At 38.8% G+C, this 19,857-nt stretch carries 13 protein-coding genes; all 13 read right to left on the reverse strand.

Translation table 11 applies throughout. The features are described 5' to 3' along the window. Positions 1-279 precede the first annotated feature (279 nt). Complete coding sequence (locus tag ACDZ28_RS31435) at positions 280-2,751, reverse strand: glycoside hydrolase family 2 TIM barrel-domain containing protein (RefSeq protein ID WP_375103648.1); 2,472 nt, start codon at positions 2,749-2,751, stop codon at positions 280-282. Between the two features lie 18 nt (positions 2,752-2,769). Continuing rightward, entirely contained in the window at positions 2,770-3,831 is a 1,062-nt protein-coding gene (locus ACDZ28_RS31440) for a glycoside hydrolase family 117 protein (protein WP_375103649.1), read from the reverse strand. 1,124 nt (positions 3,832-4,955) lie between these two features. Further along, positions 4,956-10,490, reverse strand: a complete 5,535-nt coding sequence (locus ACDZ28_RS31445) for an S-layer homology domain-containing protein (protein WP_375103650.1) — start codon at positions 10,488-10,490, stop codon at positions 4,956-4,958. Between the two features lie 1,112 nt (positions 10,491-11,602). Further along, on the reverse strand, positions 11,603-12,163 hold the full coding sequence (locus tag ACDZ28_RS31450) for a transposase (protein WP_375103651.1): 561 nt from the start codon (positions 12,161-12,163) through the stop codon (positions 11,603-11,605). Beyond that, positions 12,129-12,707, reverse strand: coding sequence for a helix-turn-helix domain-containing protein (locus ACDZ28_RS31455; RefSeq protein WP_375103652.1), 579 nt, complete (start codon positions 12,705-12,707; stop codon positions 12,129-12,131). Before ACDZ28_RS31455 ends, ACDZ28_RS31450 begins: the two co-directional genes overlap by 35 nt. A 113-nt stretch (positions 12,708-12,820) precedes the next feature. Then, entirely contained in the window at positions 12,821-13,018 is a 198-nt protein-coding gene (locus ACDZ28_RS31460; RefSeq protein ID WP_375103653.1) for a hypothetical protein, read from the reverse strand. Between the two features lie 50 nt (positions 13,019-13,068). Next, positions 13,069-13,257, reverse strand: a complete 189-nt coding sequence (locus ACDZ28_RS31465) for a hypothetical protein (RefSeq protein ID WP_375103654.1) — start codon at positions 13,255-13,257, stop codon at positions 13,069-13,071. 124 nt (positions 13,258-13,381) lie between these two features. Beyond that, on the reverse strand, positions 13,382-14,137 hold the full coding sequence (gene kduD, locus ACDZ28_RS31470; protein WP_375103655.1) for a 2-dehydro-3-deoxy-D-gluconate 5-dehydrogenase KduD: 756 nt from the start codon (positions 14,135-14,137) through the stop codon (positions 13,382-13,384). A gap of 41 nt (positions 14,138-14,178) precedes the next feature. Beyond that, positions 14,179-15,180, reverse strand: coding sequence for a zinc-binding dehydrogenase (locus ACDZ28_RS31475; RefSeq protein ID WP_375103656.1), 1,002 nt, complete (start codon positions 15,178-15,180; stop codon positions 14,179-14,181). A gap of 25 nt (positions 15,181-15,205) precedes the next feature. Then, the gene (locus tag ACDZ28_RS31480) at positions 15,206-16,168 is read right to left on the reverse strand and encodes a C-terminal binding protein (protein ID WP_375103657.1); all 963 of its coding nucleotides are present in this window, start codon (positions 16,166-16,168) and stop codon (positions 15,206-15,208) included. 155 nt (positions 16,169-16,323) lie between these two features. Continuing rightward, complete coding sequence (locus tag ACDZ28_RS31485) at positions 16,324-17,418, reverse strand: mandelate racemase/muconate lactonizing enzyme family protein (protein WP_375103658.1); 1,095 nt, start codon at positions 17,416-17,418, stop codon at positions 16,324-16,326. 142 nt (positions 17,419-17,560) lie between these two features. Next, positions 17,561-19,006 carry an aldehyde dehydrogenase gene (aldA, locus tag ACDZ28_RS31490; protein ID WP_375103659.1) on the reverse strand — a complete coding sequence of 482 codons (1,446 nt, stop codon included), beginning with the start codon at positions 19,004-19,006 and terminating at the stop codon, positions 17,561-17,563. A 278-nt stretch (positions 19,007-19,284) separates the two neighbouring features. Next, positions 19,285-19,380: an IS3 family transposase gene (locus tag ACDZ28_RS31495; protein ID WP_375103660.1), complete on the reverse strand. Its 96-nt coding sequence runs from the start codon at positions 19,378-19,380 to the stop codon at positions 19,285-19,287. Positions 19,381-19,857: the final 477 nt, after the last annotated feature.

Raw genomic sequence — 19,857 nt, forward strand, 5'->3', positions numbered from 1 at the left:
TACAGGGTCGAAGCAAAACTGAAAGCGATTCCAAGAGCTTTTAAATTTTTCAGAGGGTTTATGAGAACTCAGTATTCTCTAAATAAATCTCTAGTAATTTGGGTTTGTTACATCTTGTTTGGTCTTTGATATGTTACAACAGTGTTCTCAGTATACAGATATTTTCCTTTCAAATTTAAACCTTTCTTGAGAAATTTAATAATTTCGTCAACATAAAAATCTGTATCGTTAATATTATTGTATACTTAAAACAAATAAATATCAATGTTATTTTGCCTATTAATTGCACGAGGTTGTTTTTATCGAAATAGTATTAATACTATCAATATTATCTGATTTAGCCTCAATGGTTATATTTGTCTCCCCTACTCCTTGCAATATCAACATGCACTTGCCATGTTTAGTTATGCAGCTGTTTGAATGATAGTCTTGAACACTATCAGCATCTCCATTATCTACTCCAAGAATTGAACAGTCACCATCTACAATAAAGTCTATTTTTTTTTCTTGGTGAATAACATTATTTCCGTTTTCATCTATGAGCTGTGCAATTATATGAGCAACTTCATCCAAATTATTGCTTAGATATGTCTTATCCGTTATTAATTTAATTCCGCTAATTTTAGATGAAGTAGTAATCGAATATTCAGTAATTTCTCCTGATTTTTCACCTATTACTTTTAAACAACCCGGTTTAAAAGGCACTACCCACTTGTATATATGATCTTCAAAATCTTTTAAATATTTTTTTTCTATCATATTGTCGTTTAGATATAAAGTGGCAATTTCACAATTTGAGTATACTTCAACAACGATCATTTGGTTTTCAGTATAATTCCAATGGCAATTTACATCCTGCCATTCCCATAATCTTTGTTTCCATGCATCCTTTTCTTCTTCAAACAAATTACCTTTTTTATCTAAATCATATAATGACTTATCAACTGTTTGTGTTGTCATATAAATAGATGGTTCATTTGACCATAAACTTTTCATCATATAATATGAAGGTTTTTCAAAGCCTGCTAAATCAAGCAATCCAGATCTTGTAGCTTTTCTTGGCCAAACAGTTGCATGCCCAGCTTCACCTAAATAGTCAGTTCCTGTCCATAAGAATATTCCTGGGATATATTCTTTTTCTAAAATTTGCTTCCATTCATGCCATTGTGCTAAGTTTTCAGTTCCCATAATAGGCTTATCAGGATAATGAATATGATTATATTCATATTCTACTTGTCTATAACTATATCCAACCATATCTAAAGCATCTGTGTATCCAGATTCATAGCTTGCACATGGTAATATGCAGTTAGCTATAACAGGTCTTGTACTGTCAATTTCCTTAGTCCATTTAGCTAATTTTTTAGCAGTGTCCCCTATTTCATATTTATCAACAGGTAATAATTTTACATTTTCACGAATTTTATCAATGCTATAAGGAGGTAATGTCCAGAAGTAATTTCCGTTTGTTTCAGCTCCAAAGTATCCAGTAGCGATATTATATTTAGGATATGTCCACTCTATTTCATTTCCAATACTCCATTGGATTATACAAGGGTGATTTCTATCTCTATACATTACAGTTTGTAAGTCTTGTTTAGCGTATTGTTTAAAGAATTCTGCATGTCCTCTTGTAATGTAATCAACTTTTATTTCATTTCCGTTGTATCTTTTATCTTTTGGGTTATCCCATTCATCATAAAACTCTTCTTGAACTAAGAATCCCATTTCATCACATAAATCCAAGAAATCTTCTGATGTTGGATTATGTGCAGTACGAATTGCGTTACAGCCACATTCTTTTAGTTTTTCTAATCTTCTACGCCACACATCTAATGGCACGGCAGTTCCAACTAAACCTGCATCATGGTGTAAGCATACTCCTTTAATTAATGTTTTTTCACCATTAAATATAAATCCTTTATCAACATCAAATTCAAACGACCTAAGACCGATCTTAGTTTCATATGTTTGAACAATAACATTGTCAACAATAAGTTCTTCTTGAATTATATATTGTGATGATTTGTGTATATCCCATAATTTAGGGTTTGATACAACAAAGGTTTGTTCTACTTTAAGCTCTTTACCTGCATCAATTGATATTTTAGTTTCTTGAGTATCTATTTTTTTTCCTTCCGGATCATATAAATTAGAAACTAATTTAATTTCTTTTGCTTCTAAAAAATTATTACATATTGTAGTTTCTGCATTTATAACAGCTACATCTTTTGATACTCTAGGTGTATTGATATAGGTTCCCCATACAGGAATGTTCACCTTAGGGAGTATATACAAGGATACTTTTCTATATATTCCAGAACCTGTATACCATCTGCTATCTGCATATCTTGTGTGATCAACTTTTACTGATATTAAATTATCCTGCCCAATTGGATTTAAGTATGAAGATAAATTAATCTTTATAGGTACATATCCGTATGGAAAAAAATCTATAAAATGACCATTACAATATATATCTGAGCGGTTATAAATGCCATCAAATACAATCCAAACTTCTTTATCTATCATTTCTTCAGTTGTTATAAAATGTTTTCTATACCAGCCCATTCCGCCTAATAAAAAGCCTGTGCAGCCATCACCTTCTTCTTTATTAAAAGGAAAATCTACACTCCAGTCATGGGGTAAAACAACATCTTTCCATGTAGAATCATCAATATGATTCATATGAGGAGCAACAGTTTCATCTAATGTAAACTTCCAATCCCTATTAAAATCTATTCCTCGCATTGTTTATATCCTTTCTTGTTATTCATACATTTTTTTGTTAACATATACGTTTTTTTGCCATTCATCTAAGTCAAATCTCTTAATGAAGCCCCATTTTCCATCTACATCATGACATAAACCCCATCTCATTCCTTCTAATTGATAGATATCATTTTTTTCACTTCTAAATGGACCACATGCTTCAGGGCCCTCTTTTATTACTGACATAATTTCAAAATTAATTCCATCTTCAGCAAATTGTAAAGTGTTTTTTTCTACTCCATCAGTTCTTAAAAATGCTGCTATTCCACCGTTATATTTCCATAAACAAGTTTCATGTCCGCTATTAGTTACAGGATTATATTCACTTCTTACATAAGGACCTTCTATATTATCAGCAATGGCAACACCCCATTTTGTTTCACGACCACCCATATAAAGTTGTTCGCCCATAGCTTCGCCTTTATAATATAAATAGAATTTTTCATTGTAATCAAATAATACAGGATCATGTACTTTGTGGCTGTCAAAACCACCTTTTTTAGTTACTTCAAATCTATTATCCTTATCATCTTTCCATTCACCATCTTTTGTGGGCTCTAAAATTGGAGTTTTAGATTTTTCAAAAGGTCCATCTGGGCTATAAGCTTTTGCTATTGCAATATTTTCAAAACTTCTCACTTTATATGGAGCTTGAACTGTTTGATATACTAAATAGTACATTCCGTTATATTCTAATATTTCTGGTGTGAAAACACTTCTATCATCGTATTCACCTTTCCCACCTCTTTTTACAGCAGGTCCTTTTTCTACCCATTTGTATCCATCTTTTGATGTTGCATACCATATATCACATTGATCCCATGGAAAAACCTTTGCATTGTCATCGCCAGTATTAAATCCTACGGACTCACCTTCAGATTTTGTATACCACACATAATATAAATCATTAACTTTTATAACGCTGCTAGGATCTCTTCTATGAACATTTTCTTCTAATCCAATTCCTTCAACATCAATTTCTTTAAAATCACAAAACCAGTCACAACTTTGATAATAGTTTCTTTCTAGGGCTCTTTTAGTTGCGCTACTCATTTTCATATAATTGTACCCCCTTGCTATTTATGTATACATTAATAATTATTTTATTAAAGTAATTGTATACTTCTATAGGATTTTTGTCAAACAAAATAGTATTATTTATGAGCGCATTTTGAATTAATCAAATCTGATGTATTCCATCCTACTGATCTGCAGTCCCCCAGTCGACACAAATGCCTTAGAGCATATATTCAGACAGGAGCAATGCTTCAACTTCAATAATAAACGTGAGGAAGTCATTCATTCGTATTACCCAATGCATCGAGTAGTCCATTTTCACTGAAATTTAGTAGACAAAGTTACTTCTTTATTTGATATGAAGATGGCAGGAGACGTTTCTGATAGTACGCATAAACGATGCGTTATTCAGTGAAAGACTCGTTTACATGAAAAAAATGTAATGAGCTTAATAATTACCTCGTTTTAGTTATAAAGGAACAACTGGATATCGGCCATTCCCTGAATGCCGTAGCGTGCAGCAAGAAAAGTCCGCTATCTAGCTATAGCTAGTGTATGAAGTCAAAAAAACAAAGGATATTCCTACTATTCATCCTCCTCTATATTGACAATAGTTACCGTCCAACAAGCATTGATATCGTCAGGTTGAATATAAACGGTGGTGAGAAGTATGCCAGCATATCCGCATAACTACGTTGAGGATAACATAAGTGCCTTGTACTTCCGTGCTTGACCACTTCACGAGTTCCATTCTCCTGTCCGTCAGTTCCCCACGCAGACAGAGATGCGGCTTTTTATTAATCTGTAAAAGATAAGGATGAATTGTACGTAAAGCTTCCGTATTACAAGCGATTCAACTGGATTAGAATCGGAGTGCGTGCACCTTTTTACCTGATCATAATTCGTGAGTATAGTCTGAAGCTGATAATACCTCTAACCCGGACGAATGGAATCGGATCAAGTTCCCATCTAATTTCGGTACAAGCAAAGTATACTCATCTCACTACAAATCCCTAAGCTCAACAAACAAATAACTTTCTTGTGATGTTCTTACAACTCATGTGGCTTCATTCTTCATCTCCTCACTTCTAGTATTCATTCTGCCCGAAACTGGATAATACGTAAGAGGCCTCAAATAGAAGCCCCTCACGTTTATTCCGAACACCTTAGATCAAATTAGATCTCTCAAGTAGTCTCCGTACTACCTCTGCTACTTCCGCTCTAGTGATTGCCGCCTTCGGCGCAAGCAAGTCCCCGTTTCTGCCTTTCACTAGTCCTGCCTTAATGGTGGCTACAATACCGTTCTTCGCGTATGTTGCCGCCTCGGAGGCATCATTGAATCTTGTCAAAAGTTCCTCCACTTCGTTCATGTTTACCGCAACCTCAAGACCGGTGATTTTCATGGCGCGTTCCAGCATGTGGAAGACCTGTTCACGTGTGATGAATTCATTTGGTTCGATTTGACCATTGGCATAACCGTTAATCAAGCCATACGTTGTTGCTGTGTTCAGATATGCTTCATACCAACTGCCATGAGCAACGTCTCTGTAGGCCGAGTGGCCAGTCTCAGTCCTAAGGCCCAAAGCTCTTACCATGATAGCAGTAAACTCGGCACGGGTAATGTAACGATCTGGATTGAATAGATTCCCTTCAAATCCATAAATTATTAACCTGGAACCCAAGTCATTCACAGCACTCTCTGCCCAGTGACCAGAGACATCCTGAAAGGCAACAGGATTCCAAATGACTGCATAGGTACTATTGGTCAGACTGTTCATTACAGCATAATAGCCGCCATCTTGTCTGACGAATCTAGTCGGAATCTGTCTCACCGACCCATCACTTCCTACCACTACACCTGTAGTGATTTGAGTCAGGTCTACTCCTTCCGGAATAACGATTGATCTTTCAACAAACATGTTGAATGAATTAATTTCCAGTGTTTTATCCTTGTAAGTGTAGGTGATATGGAAGTCCATTGGAGCGGCGACAACCGTAAATCCACTCTTCTGTGCCGTGCTTTCTAGCGCCTTTTTAGAATCGGCATCCGCTGGACTAATTCTTATATCGATCGATATTTCAGCAAGCTTAACATCCGACCCAAGTGGTTTTACTAATTCGTTGATATTGATTTGCTGAACAGGAAGCTTATAAGAGAAGGTAGAGGTTCTTAGCTCAATAGCCGCATTCTTCTGCTCCAGATCCTTCACCATCTGACCATTAAACTTGCCGTGCACAACATCAGAGTTGCTAGCAACAGGAATCGTAATAATGGAATTATCAGAAATATTATCCATTATTTCCCGGTCGATAGTGATCGTCGTAATCATAAGACCTCCCTCAGTTGTTGTAATAGACCTAGCAATCTTGTTCTGCTTCTTACCATCCACCAGAATATCTATGTTAACTGATGGCGGAGTGCTTGGCGCTGGAATTATCAGATTACTATTCCCTTCAGGTTCAGCAGGGATCGTTGCAGCTTGCTGAATCACTGTTACGGCTATATCCTTGGTTGCCTTTGCCGCTCCTAACGTGACTGTAGCTGTCAGAGTTACAACCTGATTCCCGGTTCCATGCTGAGGTCTCGAAACCTTTCCGTCATTCGTCACCGTCGCCGGATGGCTGGTTGCCCAAGTAATGCTGGCTCCATGCAACCCAACTGATGGCAATGAAATGTGATTTGTTACAGCTTGCGCCGTGTCCCCCTCTACAAAGGTCAAGGAGGCTGCTGACAATGCATTCACCGCATCGGCTACCAACTGATTTTCTGAAGGTTCGATCGGAGGTATCTTGCCTATGATCATTCTGTCAAAAGCCATAGCTGCGTAACCCGTACTGGCATCCTTCGGTTCATAAATATACAACCGTATGGTCTTCAGTCTGTTTGTATCAATTGCAGTTGCCCTTGCTAAATAGCCATCCGTCAGCCAGCTCGCCTCAGAGATGTCGAACTCCGATATGGTAAGGGTCCTCAATTGTTCCGGTCCAACCGCAAAATAATAGATGCCACTGTGATTGTCAGCATCTGTAACCTCCACCCGAAGCTGTGTTCCTGTGTTCAAGAGATTGGTAACATCCATTTGAAGGGGCTTATTGCCTAGGTTCCAGCCTTCCTCCGGTGCTGTGAAATCAATGCTGCTCGAATAAGTGCCGCTCGTATCCCCACTGTATGAGGTGAAGGATGTAAACTCTGCATTAAGCGCCTTTCTGCCATCTGTCGCGCCCTGCTCTTTCCTCGATGCGGTAATTCCTTGTTCATTATGTGCATAGACTACCTCTTCTTGATCCTCGAAGGATAGGTACACGCCGTTCGGATTTCCTAGTTCTGTACCTGGATCCGTTACACTGCCGATTACTACATTGTCCAAGGCAAGCGCCGCGTTCTCAACAGGAGTGGCCGTTGGAGAAAACACAAAGAATCGTATGGACTTCACATTATCGGTATCGATTACCGCGTTTCTCGGGAAACTGCCGTCCGCGAGCCAAGTTCCTCCCGCAACGCCGAAATCGGCAATACTGATTCTCCGCGATGCGTTAGCTTCCAACGTATAATAATAAGTACCTTTCACACCCGATGTGTCCGTGATTTCTACGCGTAGCTGTGTTGCGTAGTTTTTCAGATTCGTGACGTCGAACGTAAATGGTACACCGTTGAGACTCCAGCCATCCTCCGGCGCCGCAAAATCCAGGTTACCAGAGTAAGTGCCTGTTGTATCCCAAGCGTAGGAGGTGAAGGATGTAAACTCGACTTGGAGCGCCTTGCTACCGTCGGTTGTGCCTTGCGATCCAGTCGTCGTGGTCACAGTATCTACATTGTGTATATAAGCAGCCGATTCTTCGTCTTCGAAGGAGAATTTGGCCCCCCGTTTGCCAGTAGGAGACGATTTTATTTTTGTATATTGATCAAAAATACCCATCGCCTTGCTCAGCTGTTGTACTGCTTTATCCATCTCGGCATCTGTCGCCAATGTATCCCGTGCAACGACTTCCGCTTTCGTCACTTCAATGTTAAGTGTATCGCGGATATATTTTTTCACCCACTTTTTGCCTGGCTCGACCTCATTCCCCGTAGAAGATATTACGGTTGACGCAAGTTTCGACTTGGCATCCTCAATAGGAACAGTAAGCGCACTGGTGGATACGCCTGTAGGAGCCGCCTGCTCATCATACTGAATAATTTGTACGCTTGTTACGTAGCCGCCAATCTCAGGAATCGAAATTTCAATCGTGTTCTTAGTTAGTAACTTGCTGGCATCCAGTTCAAATTCGGCAAAGGTCAGCAAATTGCCTGGCTTATTCGTGTAATTCAGATCCTTGCTGAAAATTTGTAATTTCGTCGGGTCACCAGGATTAACGACAACATCCATATCGGCTGCGAATCCGCTGTCCATCTTGCCGAAACCAATACGGAGAGTTGCTTTAGCGAGAGACAACGCTGGGCTGTCAATTGTAAATACGGCAGGCGCATTTATGCTTGTAGCAACCAACTCCTCAGGAGCGTACGCAAACTCTCTCTCCCACGTTTTTGTGAACGCCGGATTGGAATCAAGCGTGATCTCGAAGACGCTCATCTCCTGCACTCTCATATACACATTGTTCAAATCAGTTACATTCTCTTCTTCATACGTCAAGTTACCCTTCTCCAAGAAGAAGTGTTTGCGTTTCACGTCTGCAATGTTGGCATCGCCCATCAATACGTTAAGATCAAGGTTGACGCGCTGCGAGTTGAGATTGTGCACAGCGACATATATTTTTTCATTGTAACGAACCGCATTCGTGTACACACGCTCATGATCGGCATGGGAAGGCAGGAACGCACCGCGGTAATCTTTCCACATATCCAGATAAGCTTCCATTGGTGTCATTTCTTCCAATAATCCGTTCTGTGCTTCGTTATATTTATAGAATGTATCATTGGAATTAGGACGCCAGTTGATAATAGGGTACAGGTACGGAACAAGCATGCCGATCGTATCGGAATAATTCATGAATCGCAACATATAACCATTGAAGGCAACCAACTTTTGAAAGTAGTCCGCTTCGCTTCCGGCTGTATTGTAGGTGCCTTCTTCCGTAATGTAGATCGGCTTTACATTATCCGTATTCACCATGTGAGCATTAATCAAGTCAAGAACAGCTTCCATTCGTCCGCTCAGGAAACCATCCGGATTGTTCTCCCTGTCATGGATGAACAGATTCGAGTTTTCATAGAAGTGGTGAGAATAGAAATCCATAGAATCCTTGGTTTCATCCATAAACTTCAACTGCGCACGCGCTTCCTCAAAATCATTATTCTCCAAATACATGAATGCGCTTGAAGGTCCTCCGACTAATACATCCGGATTTTCCAACTTCACCGCCTCAGCTACCTTGTTATGGAACTCAGACAGATAGCTCCAAGCTTGCTGCGGCTCTGACTGAAAGAACCACCACTCCTGAGGAATGGTCGATTCGTTTTTCACTTCCACGTACTTGGGACCCAGTCCGTCAAATCGGGTATCTATGCTCTTGATCAACTTGGCCGATGCGTCCGCCGCAGCATTGAAGTTGGCGTATGACGGTGTACCGAAATTCTCCGATTGACCGGAAAACGGGTTCTCCCACATCCACTTCGGCCAACCATCTAGTGTCAGCATATAATCTTTGCCGATAGATGGATACAAGCTTTTAAATTTCTCAATAGCAGGCAGACTCTTCGTGTAAACCTCTTTAGTTGTTGTAAAGTCTGCATATCCGGGATGCTGCGTATCTTCCTTGAGACCGGCCCAATTTGTCAATAGAGGATAGTGAAACGCACCACGACCGGGAATAAACCCATAATCATTTGTCGTTTTATGGTACGCTTCGTCCAGCAAAGTGATTTCACCTCCAGCTTGCTCTAAACCGACCGGACCGCTGTTCACATGGTATCGCTTGAATATTTCCTCGGGCAGCTTGTTTACGCCGTCCAAACTTAAATTCGTAAGCGCATCCACGTTGACGGAGACATTCATAATATCCTTGTCTCCCCCGAGAACTGTCCATGCCGATGTGTCGAAGTTCAACGGTACTCCTTCCTCTTCCCAGTGATATACACTGCGGAGGTCTCCGTTTCCAACAATTCTCATTTTATAACCCTCGTAGATAATATTTCCATTAGTTTCCTTAATCAGCCAAGGATGTGTAATACCTTCTGCTGGATTCGATTCCTGAAAATCCATTTTAGTATAATTGGTATATAACCCGGTAATACGGTCATTCCACCCACCGTTCTTGAACATCGTCCAATGCGTCTCAACGCCCTTCGGGTCAATAACATAGAGCTCCATTGTCTGCGCAACGGATCCTTCAAATCGCACATCGCTGAATAGACGCCACGCTCTTGCATCCCTTGCAGGGATATCGATCGTTACTTCTCCGTTAACTTTCAAATATTCGCCAGTAGGGTATTGAATAAAATTAATACGCTGAATCCGGCTTTCGCCGTTAATGCTGTTGAAATAGGATACCGCATTATCGCTGTAGATCTGTTTGTAATAATCTGCAATGTCGGGAATTGTATCGAAATCAGCCTTGTCGATTCTGATGTTTTCAGGGAGCTCGTTGCTCTCCGAGTCCGCATAGCTGACATTTGCAGGCGCAGTGAGAGAGGACGCCGCAAGCATAGCCGTACATAATAGAACAGCCAACATTTGTTTGATCTTCAAAATAGCTTTCAACAATTATACACCATCCCATCTATGACTTGAGTTTGTGTTTCGTCTAAACAACTCCCCCAGGTAAAGTTGTGTAAGGGGGGGGATTCCTCTAGATGTGGTAGTAATTGTTACTAGGTTTTCACGAAACGATCATACGCCGTCTGATAAATGCTTATCAGCTCGTCAACCTTCATCTTGCTCAGATCGGTAAGCTATCTGTCCCAACGTTCGTTAAAGCATAGCATTCACCTCCCTCTATAATTGAATGTTTCTTTCGTTTTTCTCACTTGTTCTTACAATATCTACTTTGACCAGCGAAGCATACCCGGATAATATTGTGCGAAGTGTGAAAATACGGTAACACCCTGTTTGCTATGATTGTAGCCCCTGATATTACCACTTCTGTTAAAAACGCTACAACAATCTTGACAACTACCGCACACAGTGGTTACTCATCATGGCCTCGCTCCCATGAATCTGTTTGGCCAACGTTTTAACAAGTTCCATCCGTTGATTAATAGCGTGCTGTTTCAAGGCATAGCTAGCTCATGTTTGATGTTACACCTTCCTTTAGGGCATGGATTTGCTAACTGTGCGATTCAGCGTTGCAACTCACTTGACTCCTACAGCCCGCTGTATACCGTTTTTCATCCACGTAGCTACGATAGTTGTGTCACCGGCTTGAACCACCTCATGTGGCGTTGGGAAGTGTTCCAGTTGGCATCAGCTGATTGAGCATCAGGAAGGGAAGAATTATTCGAAATACTCAAACCCAGCCCATGGACTATCCGCTATGACTTTGAAGGGTATGAATTTTTTGATGGCATCTGAATGCCATCAAGAGGAACTTTATGAAACAGCACGTAATACAACACAACAGGAACCACAAACAAGTATAGTTAGTAATTATTGGGTATATTTGAGGCCTTTTGTGTATAAGTCCCCAGACGCCTGATATCGAGATCATCCATTTGCTGGACTTCATTCATATTTTTCACAATAAGTAATTCTTCTGCATTAAGCCTTTAATTACCGAATACATCCTTATAGGAAGCGCTTACAACAAGTCGTATAATTACAATTAGTTTGATATAACTAGTACCTTGACCAGTTTAAATTACAGGATACAAGTGTTTTTATTTTTCTCGTGCTTGCTCCGTGGAAATTGCGACGGATTTCTGGATTCGGTTGCGTTCCGTTTCCCAAGCAGACACCTCGGCTTGGAATTCTTCAATGGAGGCGATTCGGCGGTTCAGGCATTGAATTGTCATTACACTTAGTTTAATCTCAGTGATATTTAGCCAGCTGCCATGCTTAGGGGTGTAATGGGTCTCTAGCCGTTTCGCCAAGACCAATGCCTGTTCAGGTGGTAAAGTTTCATACAAGGACGAGATCGTATGGGTATTCAAGTTGTCCATCACGAGCCGAACCCGTTTCGCCTCTGGATAGTGGGCCTCTAGCAGCTTCTGGATCTGCAGCGCCCAGTCTAATTTTCGTGCGTCTTTCCGAAGCCTGTACGTGACTCCATCCAACGAGTGGCTCCGTGAACAGGAACAAGCTGCAGCTTCCTTTGCGAACATATTCATAATCTTCTCGGACAGAATCTGTCCTGGCTTCATGGGTTGTGGAGGGCGCAAATCGCCAAGCCGTTGGATCGGCTGTTCATCCATACAAATGAGCAGGATTCTCAGGGTCATAAGGCAGGGCGTAGGTCTCTAAAACGTCTTCTATCCGAGCGACGAATTCACTGCTCGCTTTAGCGGGAATGCACCATTGTTTTTTCAGGTGAGGCTTAAGTTTTGTTTTTTTTAAAGTGGTTCGAATGGTCTCTCGTCCAACCGACTCCAAAATATTCAGTTCGATCACTCGGCGGGTCAACAACCGAATTGTCCAGCAAGCATACCCCTTTGGAGGCTCCGAACAGGCTAACGCAAGGATATGGGCTTCCACTTCACCCGTGATGGGGGAAGGGCCCGGCGGTTCCGCGCGGCGACGATAGCTCAGCGTCTCTTCTAGCCCACGTGTACAATAGTCTCTTACCGTATAAAAGACCAATACATTACTAACTCCGCAACGACTGGCAATTTCAGTTTGTTTGGGGATCATCCCTTGACTTTCATCCCAGAGCAACAGCACGAGACAACGGCGGCTAATGCCGTGCGATGTGGAATCCGCGTGAAGCACTTGTTCAATCCTTTCACGCTCTTTCGGCTCAAGTCGAATCTCGTATTTTTCATTCATCTGTTAGCCCTCCCATAATTTTCTTATAGGAAAAGCATAAAACTACAATTAACATCGGGTCAAGGTACTAGGGTGTGTTTTCAAACCTAATTCAGCCATAATAATACAGAGTCCTAGGATAAGAACACTGAAAAAGTACAAGAGAGGTTATCGTAGCGTGTGTCCAATTTGAGTTTATTAATGAGGCATTCAAGCAGATGCCGTTCTTTATACAACCACCAATCAAACTTACGCTGGGCCTTTGGATAATCTCCTCTTGGAATGACGGCCGCTACTTGTTGCTCTTGAATGAAAGTCAGAATGATGTTCATATCGTAGCCCCGTTCGGTCAAAGCATCCACAATCCCATAATTTTTGGTCGTTATTCCATCCTTAAAGCGTCCAAAAGTCTAATATTGCAGCGCCTTTTTGCCCCCACGCCGTTCTGAAGGACACGAACGATGATGGGATCAATCATAATATTTTCTTGATCAGGGGAAATAAACACATATTTAATTACCTTTTCCCAAACACCAGCCATTTGCCATCTTGAAAAACGGGTGAATTCCATCAAGTCGCACCCTAGCGGGGTAACCAAGGTTTGGAATTTAACCTAATTCAATTGTATTGATCTTCACTTAATTCGTATCGCCTCTCCATAGACGAAGCGCTAATAGTTTCAAATACTAAATAAGCTATCTTCCCATCCAGCCGCCATCTACAACGATTATTTCACCATTTACATAGTCTGAAGCATTTGAAGAAAGGAAAATTGCGGCTCCTACTAGATCTTCTGGTTTCCCCCATCTTCCTGCTGGAATTCTTTGTGCAATTTGTTCACTCCGAATCTTATCAGCCATTATAACTGTATTCATTTCAGTTTCCATGTATCCTGGAGCAATGCCATTAACATTCACACCTAATCTTGCCCATTCATTTGAAAGTGATTTTGTGAATTGCATAACTGCACCTTTACTTGCAGCATAAGCCGGAACTGTAAAACCGCCTTGGAATGAAAGAAGTGATGCAATATTTACAATCTTTCCTTTTCCTTGCTCAATCATTTTTATTCCTACTGCTTGACATAGGAAAAATACTGCCTTTGTATTAACATTTAATACAAAATCCCAGTCTTCTTTAGGAAAATCTACGCTAGGATGACGTTTTTGTACTCCTGCATTATTAATTAATATATCAATACTTCCAAATTCCTCATTTATAGATTCAACAACTTCTTCAAATTTAGAAACATCTGACAAATCCATTGAGATCATTTTATATTTTCTTCCTAAACCCTTTATTTTTTCTTCTAATTCAGGATTTTCATTTCTTGCAATAACTACTATATTAGCGCCAGCTTCAGCTAAACCTAAAGACATAGCCTCTCCCAAACCACGATTACCGCCAGTAATAATAGCTGTTTTATTCCCTAAACTAAACATCTCCAACATTCGCTTTTCCTCCACTCGAATTATATATAATCTTTTTTATATTAAAATTTAAACATTACTTTTACAGCATCTCCGCCACTAAGTAAAACATCAAACCCTTCTTGGGCTTTCTCAACAGGTAATATATGAGTAATTATTTTTCCAAAATCAAAAGATTCTCCTAATAATTGAATGGCAATATCAAAATCTTCTGGCTCGTAAACTCTAACTCCCATAACTTTAACCTCTTTAAACATCATACCCAACAAATCAAGTGCGGCAGGTTTTTTGTATGCTCCCACAATTATAACTGTCCCGTGAACTTTTACTAATCCAACTAATTGTTCTGCAACTATAGGGTGTCCTGCACAGTCGAACACAAAATCTACTCCATTTGTATTTGTAAATTCAGAAACAGCAACTTCTAAATTGGTTTTAGAAGGATCTATTACAGTAAATCCTAATTCTTCGGCTATCTTTCTTCTAAAAGGATTTGTTTCAACAATAAATATGTTTGCTTCATATAATAATTTTAATGAACTTGCTACAGACAAACCGATAGTACCTGCGCCAAAAATTAAAGCGCTGTTGCCAATTGAAATTCCTGAGCGTTTAACGGCATGAACACCTACAGCTAACGGTTCTGTAATTGCTCCTAATTCTAAGGATACAGTCTCTGGAAGAACATGTATTTTATCAATCGAGACTTTCACATAATCAGCCATTGAACCATCTGTATCAATGCCTATTAATTTTAATGATTTACATACATGACTGTTTCCTGTTAAACACGGAGTGCATTTACCACAAAATAGTAAGGGCCTAACAGTAACCGGTGTACCTTTTGGTAGCGAAGGATAATCTTCTGCTATTAACCCAGAAAGCTCATGACCAAAAATCAACGGTGCAGTAGCTCTAGGATGTGCTCCAACATAAATATTTAAATCTGTACCACATATACCTGAATATGCTACTTTAATTAATACTTCACCATCAGAACAAACAGGAATTGGTTTATCTTCTACGTCAATTTTATCAGGTCCATTGTAAACAATACTTTTCATAGTTTATTATCTCCTTTTTATTCTTTTAATTAATTTTGTTAACTAGATAAGCAGGTTTCTCGCCTTTTAATGCGCTAACAACTTGCTCAGCAACTTTTCTCTTTAATTCATTAAATGCTTGTTCAGAATACCAAGCCATATGTGGAGTACAAATAAAAGATTCATGTTTAAATAGTGGGTTATTAACATCTGCCTCTTCTCTCACCAATACGTCAAGTGCAGCTCCTGCAATCCACTTGTTAGTTAATGCCTTCTCTAATGCTTGTTCATTAACAATTCCACCACGAGCAGTATTAACAATATATGCTGAAGACTTCATTGCTATAAATTCAGTTTCAGAAATTAAATTTTCAGTATTTTGTTGTAATGGACAATGTATAGAAATAACATCTGATGTTTTTATTAAAGAATCAAACTCAACAACTTCAATGAAATCAGGAGGATTTAGTCTTTTATGATTGGGATCAAATCCAATAACTTTAAGGCCTAGTCCATGAGCTTTTTTGGCAAACGCATTCCCTATTCTTCCTAGTCCTATAACACCTACAACTTGGTCTTGCAATCTGAAAATAGGTTTAGATATTTCATATTTCCACACACCATTTTTAACAATATTTGACATTATATTAACTTTTCTAGTAAGCGCCATCATTAATGCTATTGCTTGATCAGAAACTTCGTTCAATCCATAATCAGGTACGTTACAAACCTGAATGTTAAATTCTGTAGCTGCATCCAAATCTATACTATCCACACCCACTCCATATCTAACAATGATTTTACATTTCGAAAGTTGACTTAACACTTTTCTAGTAAATTTTCCATATTGAGTAATTAAAGCGTCGGCTTCACGACAATTTTCTATAATATCATTTTCTGTTTTACAATCTAATAATTTAAAATTATTGGTTACATTATTAATGATTTTTTCTTCAATTTCTACTGAGTCATGATCGCAATCTGTAATCATTACAACGTAATTTTTCATTTCTCGTCTGCTCCTTTTATAAATTTAATTAATTATGCACTGTAAAGTCCTTTTTATTCCCAAGCTTTTTTGTCTAAAAGAGCTTAGATTAATGTAAAATGCTCAATTATAAAATGGGAAGTGGATTTCACCGCCTCCCATCTCTATTTTTTTAATCATTTCATATGTTTTTTTAATTTTTCCCAGTCAAAGTTTATGCCCACACCTGTGGCTTTGGATGGTTCGATATATCCATTAACGATTTTTAAAGGTTCTATAGTAAAATCACATATTGGGAAACTATGATATTCTAAGAATCCAGCATTGGAAAGTGCGCCTAATACATTCACATGTAATTCTTGCATTCCGTGTGAACTTACTTTGAGACTTCTTTCTTTTGCCATTTCACCTACTTTTAAAAAACCTGTTATTCCACAAACATTAGAACAATCAGGTATTGGATACTTAATACGAGCTATGTCTAAAGCCAATTTATGCTCATAAATAGAGTGTAAATTTTCCCCCATTGCTATTGGAATAGTAGTTGCTTGCCCTATTCTTGCATATCCTTCATAATCATCAGGATTTGTTGGTTCTTCTAACCACGCTATATTAAATTCTTCTATTCTCTTCGCCATTCTTATTGCTTGAGGTACTGTCCATATCATATTAGCATCTACCATGAACATAGCATCTTTACCAATCAAGTTACGAACAGCCTTTACTCTTTCTATATCTTCATCTTCGTTTTCTTTCCCTAATTTTATTTTTATGGCTGTATGTCCTTTTTCTAGTTGCTTTTCAATATTTTTCAATAATTCTTTTTCTGTTAACATTAAATCTATACCGCCATAATAAGTACGGACTTTTTCGTTTCTAGTACCATATAAATCAGAAATTGCCATGTTTTCAGTTTTTAATTTTATATCCCAAAATGCAATATCTAATGCCGAAATTGCAAAAGCTGCAATTCCTCCTCTTGCAACATAGTGAATACTTTGATTCATGTAAATATTCATTTCATCAGGAGTAGTAAATTCTCTGCCGATTAGTCTTGGAACTAAGTCATTAACTAGCAACTTAGTTATTGCAGTTCCTCCTATTCCACCTGTATAAGTGTATCCTGTACCTTTTCTTCCATCTTCCATAAAGATAGTTGCTGTAATTAATTCAAAACTATCATGTTTACCATGAAGTGCATCAACTAAATTTCCTTCTAATGGAATATTGAAATATTTAACTCCCACGTTTTTAATTGCATTCCTTGACATACCACTCCACCTTTTTTCATGCCTCCGCGCTAAACAAGGTAGGTATATATAGCGATTTGATATGAATAGATACGCATGCAAATCGCTATACATGAGATATAAATTTAACCACGTAGCTTAACGAAGAGTCTCTATTAATCTTTTAGTAATTATAATTCATATAAATAGTTTTCTTTTGTAGATATCCTTCTAAACCATATTTACCATCTTCACCACCAAGACCACTCTTTTTGTATCCATTATGGAATCCATTTATTAACTCTCCGTTTTCACGATTCACATATACTTCACCAAACTCCAGTTCATTTACTGCTCTCATTATGTTTTTAGCATTGTTTGTAAATAAGTAAGCTGATAAGCCATACTCACAATCATTCGCTAATTCAATTGCTTCATCAAAGCTTGACACCTTCATCATCGGTACAATAGGTCCAAATGTTTCAACTTGCATTAATACATTCTTATTATCTGATACTTCAACCACTACCGGGTAGAACCAATTTCCGTTTTCAGAAGGCTTTCCCTCATCTGGAGTCATGTCTAATAATATTTTACCGCCTTGTTGTATGGATTCTTCTTTCATTTGTATCAACTTAGATACTTCTGATTTGTTCACTTTTGGGCCCATAGTTGTTTTCGGATCCATTGGATCTCCAACAACTATCCCTTGTACATGCGCTATGAATTTATTCTTAAAATCTTCATAAACTTTTTCATGAATGTACATACGTTCGTTACATGTGCATATTTGACCACAATTGCTAAATCTTGCTATTGCTGCGCATTTTGCAGCTTTATCAATATCAGCATCTTCCATTACTATAAATGGTGCTTTTCCACCAAGTTCTAAATGCACATCAATAACGTTATCCGATGCAGCTTTAAACACTTCTATACCAGCATTTGTACTTCCAGTTAAGGTAACTAATTGAGTAATTTCACTTCTTACTAATGCATCGCCTACAACTCTGCCTGAACCAGTGATGAAATTAAGAACCCCTTTTGGCAAAGAACTTTTTTCAACTAATTCTGCAAACTTCATAACTGTAAGTGGAGTTTCTGAGGGTGGTTTAATAACCATACTATTTCCGCAAACCAATGCATTTCCAATTTTCCTTGTTGATAACGCTAAAGGAAAATTCCAAGCAACTATCCCAACTACAACTCCATAAGGTACTCTTTGAATCCAGATTTGTTCATCTTTTTTCTCAGAGGTAATAATTTCTCCTTCTATTCTTCTTGCCGATTCAGCTGCATATTTCAGAAACCCCGATGCCCCCTGAATTTCACCTCGTGCTTCAGTTATAGGTTTACCATGTTCTGATGTTAATAATTGAGCTAATTCTTCAGCATTATCGTCTATAATTTTCGCTAATTCCAAAACATATTCAGCTCTTGTTTGTGCTGGTAGTAGTGCCCATGACTTTTGCGCTTTACGCGCAGCTTCTAAGGCAGCAGTAGCATCCTCTTTACTACCCTTAGGAACAGTACCTACTACTGCGTTATTATAAGGATTTATTACTTCTATTTTTTCTTGTGATGCTGTATCTACTAATTTTCCGTCAATAAATAATTTCATTGATAACATAATTCTCGTAATGGAATACTAATCCATTACTCCTCCTCTCATTCAACCTTTATGTTTTTTATTTTTTCAATAATAACAATTTTATTGTATACTTTCATTACTGAAAAATCAACACTTTATGTTTATTTTTCTATTCTCTTCATAAACTATTTCTTTATGCATTCTGCATGAATCCGTCCTATGAACATGATAGACAAAAAAGGTTTTTAGGCATACAAAACTCCAGTGCAAAAAATCTAATCTGGTCATACCCCTGTCAAGTAGACAAGTAAAAAAGGCTAAGCAGCCAACGCGTGCTGGTATTCAACCGGTACGCCTTGTTTTAGTTTGGCCTGTAAGCGCTGGTAGTTGTAGAAGTAAATGTACTCCTCCACCGCTTGATGAATATCTCCTTATGACTTACACTGGTTAAGGTACAACTCCTCCGTTTTGAGATGTGAAAAGAAGGATTCGAAGCAGACATTATCCAAGCAGGTAACTTTGCAAAAGTGACTGCCCTTGTCGCTGAATTCTTCGAGTCGTGTGTTGTACGCCTGAGACGTATACTGGAAGTTCTAACTGAATGGAGCACGGCCCTGGATACGTCTCTTTTTCGTGTCCATTGTTCAAGCCTATTTACGACGAGTTTTACGTTGTTTCGTTCGGAGATCTGCCAGGCCACAATCCCATTGTTAAACAGTTCCTGAGTGGCAGACAGGTAATAAAAGCGCGTACCGTCTGAGATATACGTAACACCAGTTTCTGCTGTGACCCTGGTGCATGTAACTAATGCTGCAACCGATTCGGCTACACCATAGAAAGAGTATAGCTGGGGTATTTTCGCTTTTTCCGGTTCACCGAAGAAATCGCCA

The organism is Paenibacillus sp. RS8, from assembly GCF_041956825.1.
Taxonomy (GTDB): domain Bacteria; phylum Bacillota; class Bacilli; order Paenibacillales; family Paenibacillaceae; genus Paenibacillus_AQ.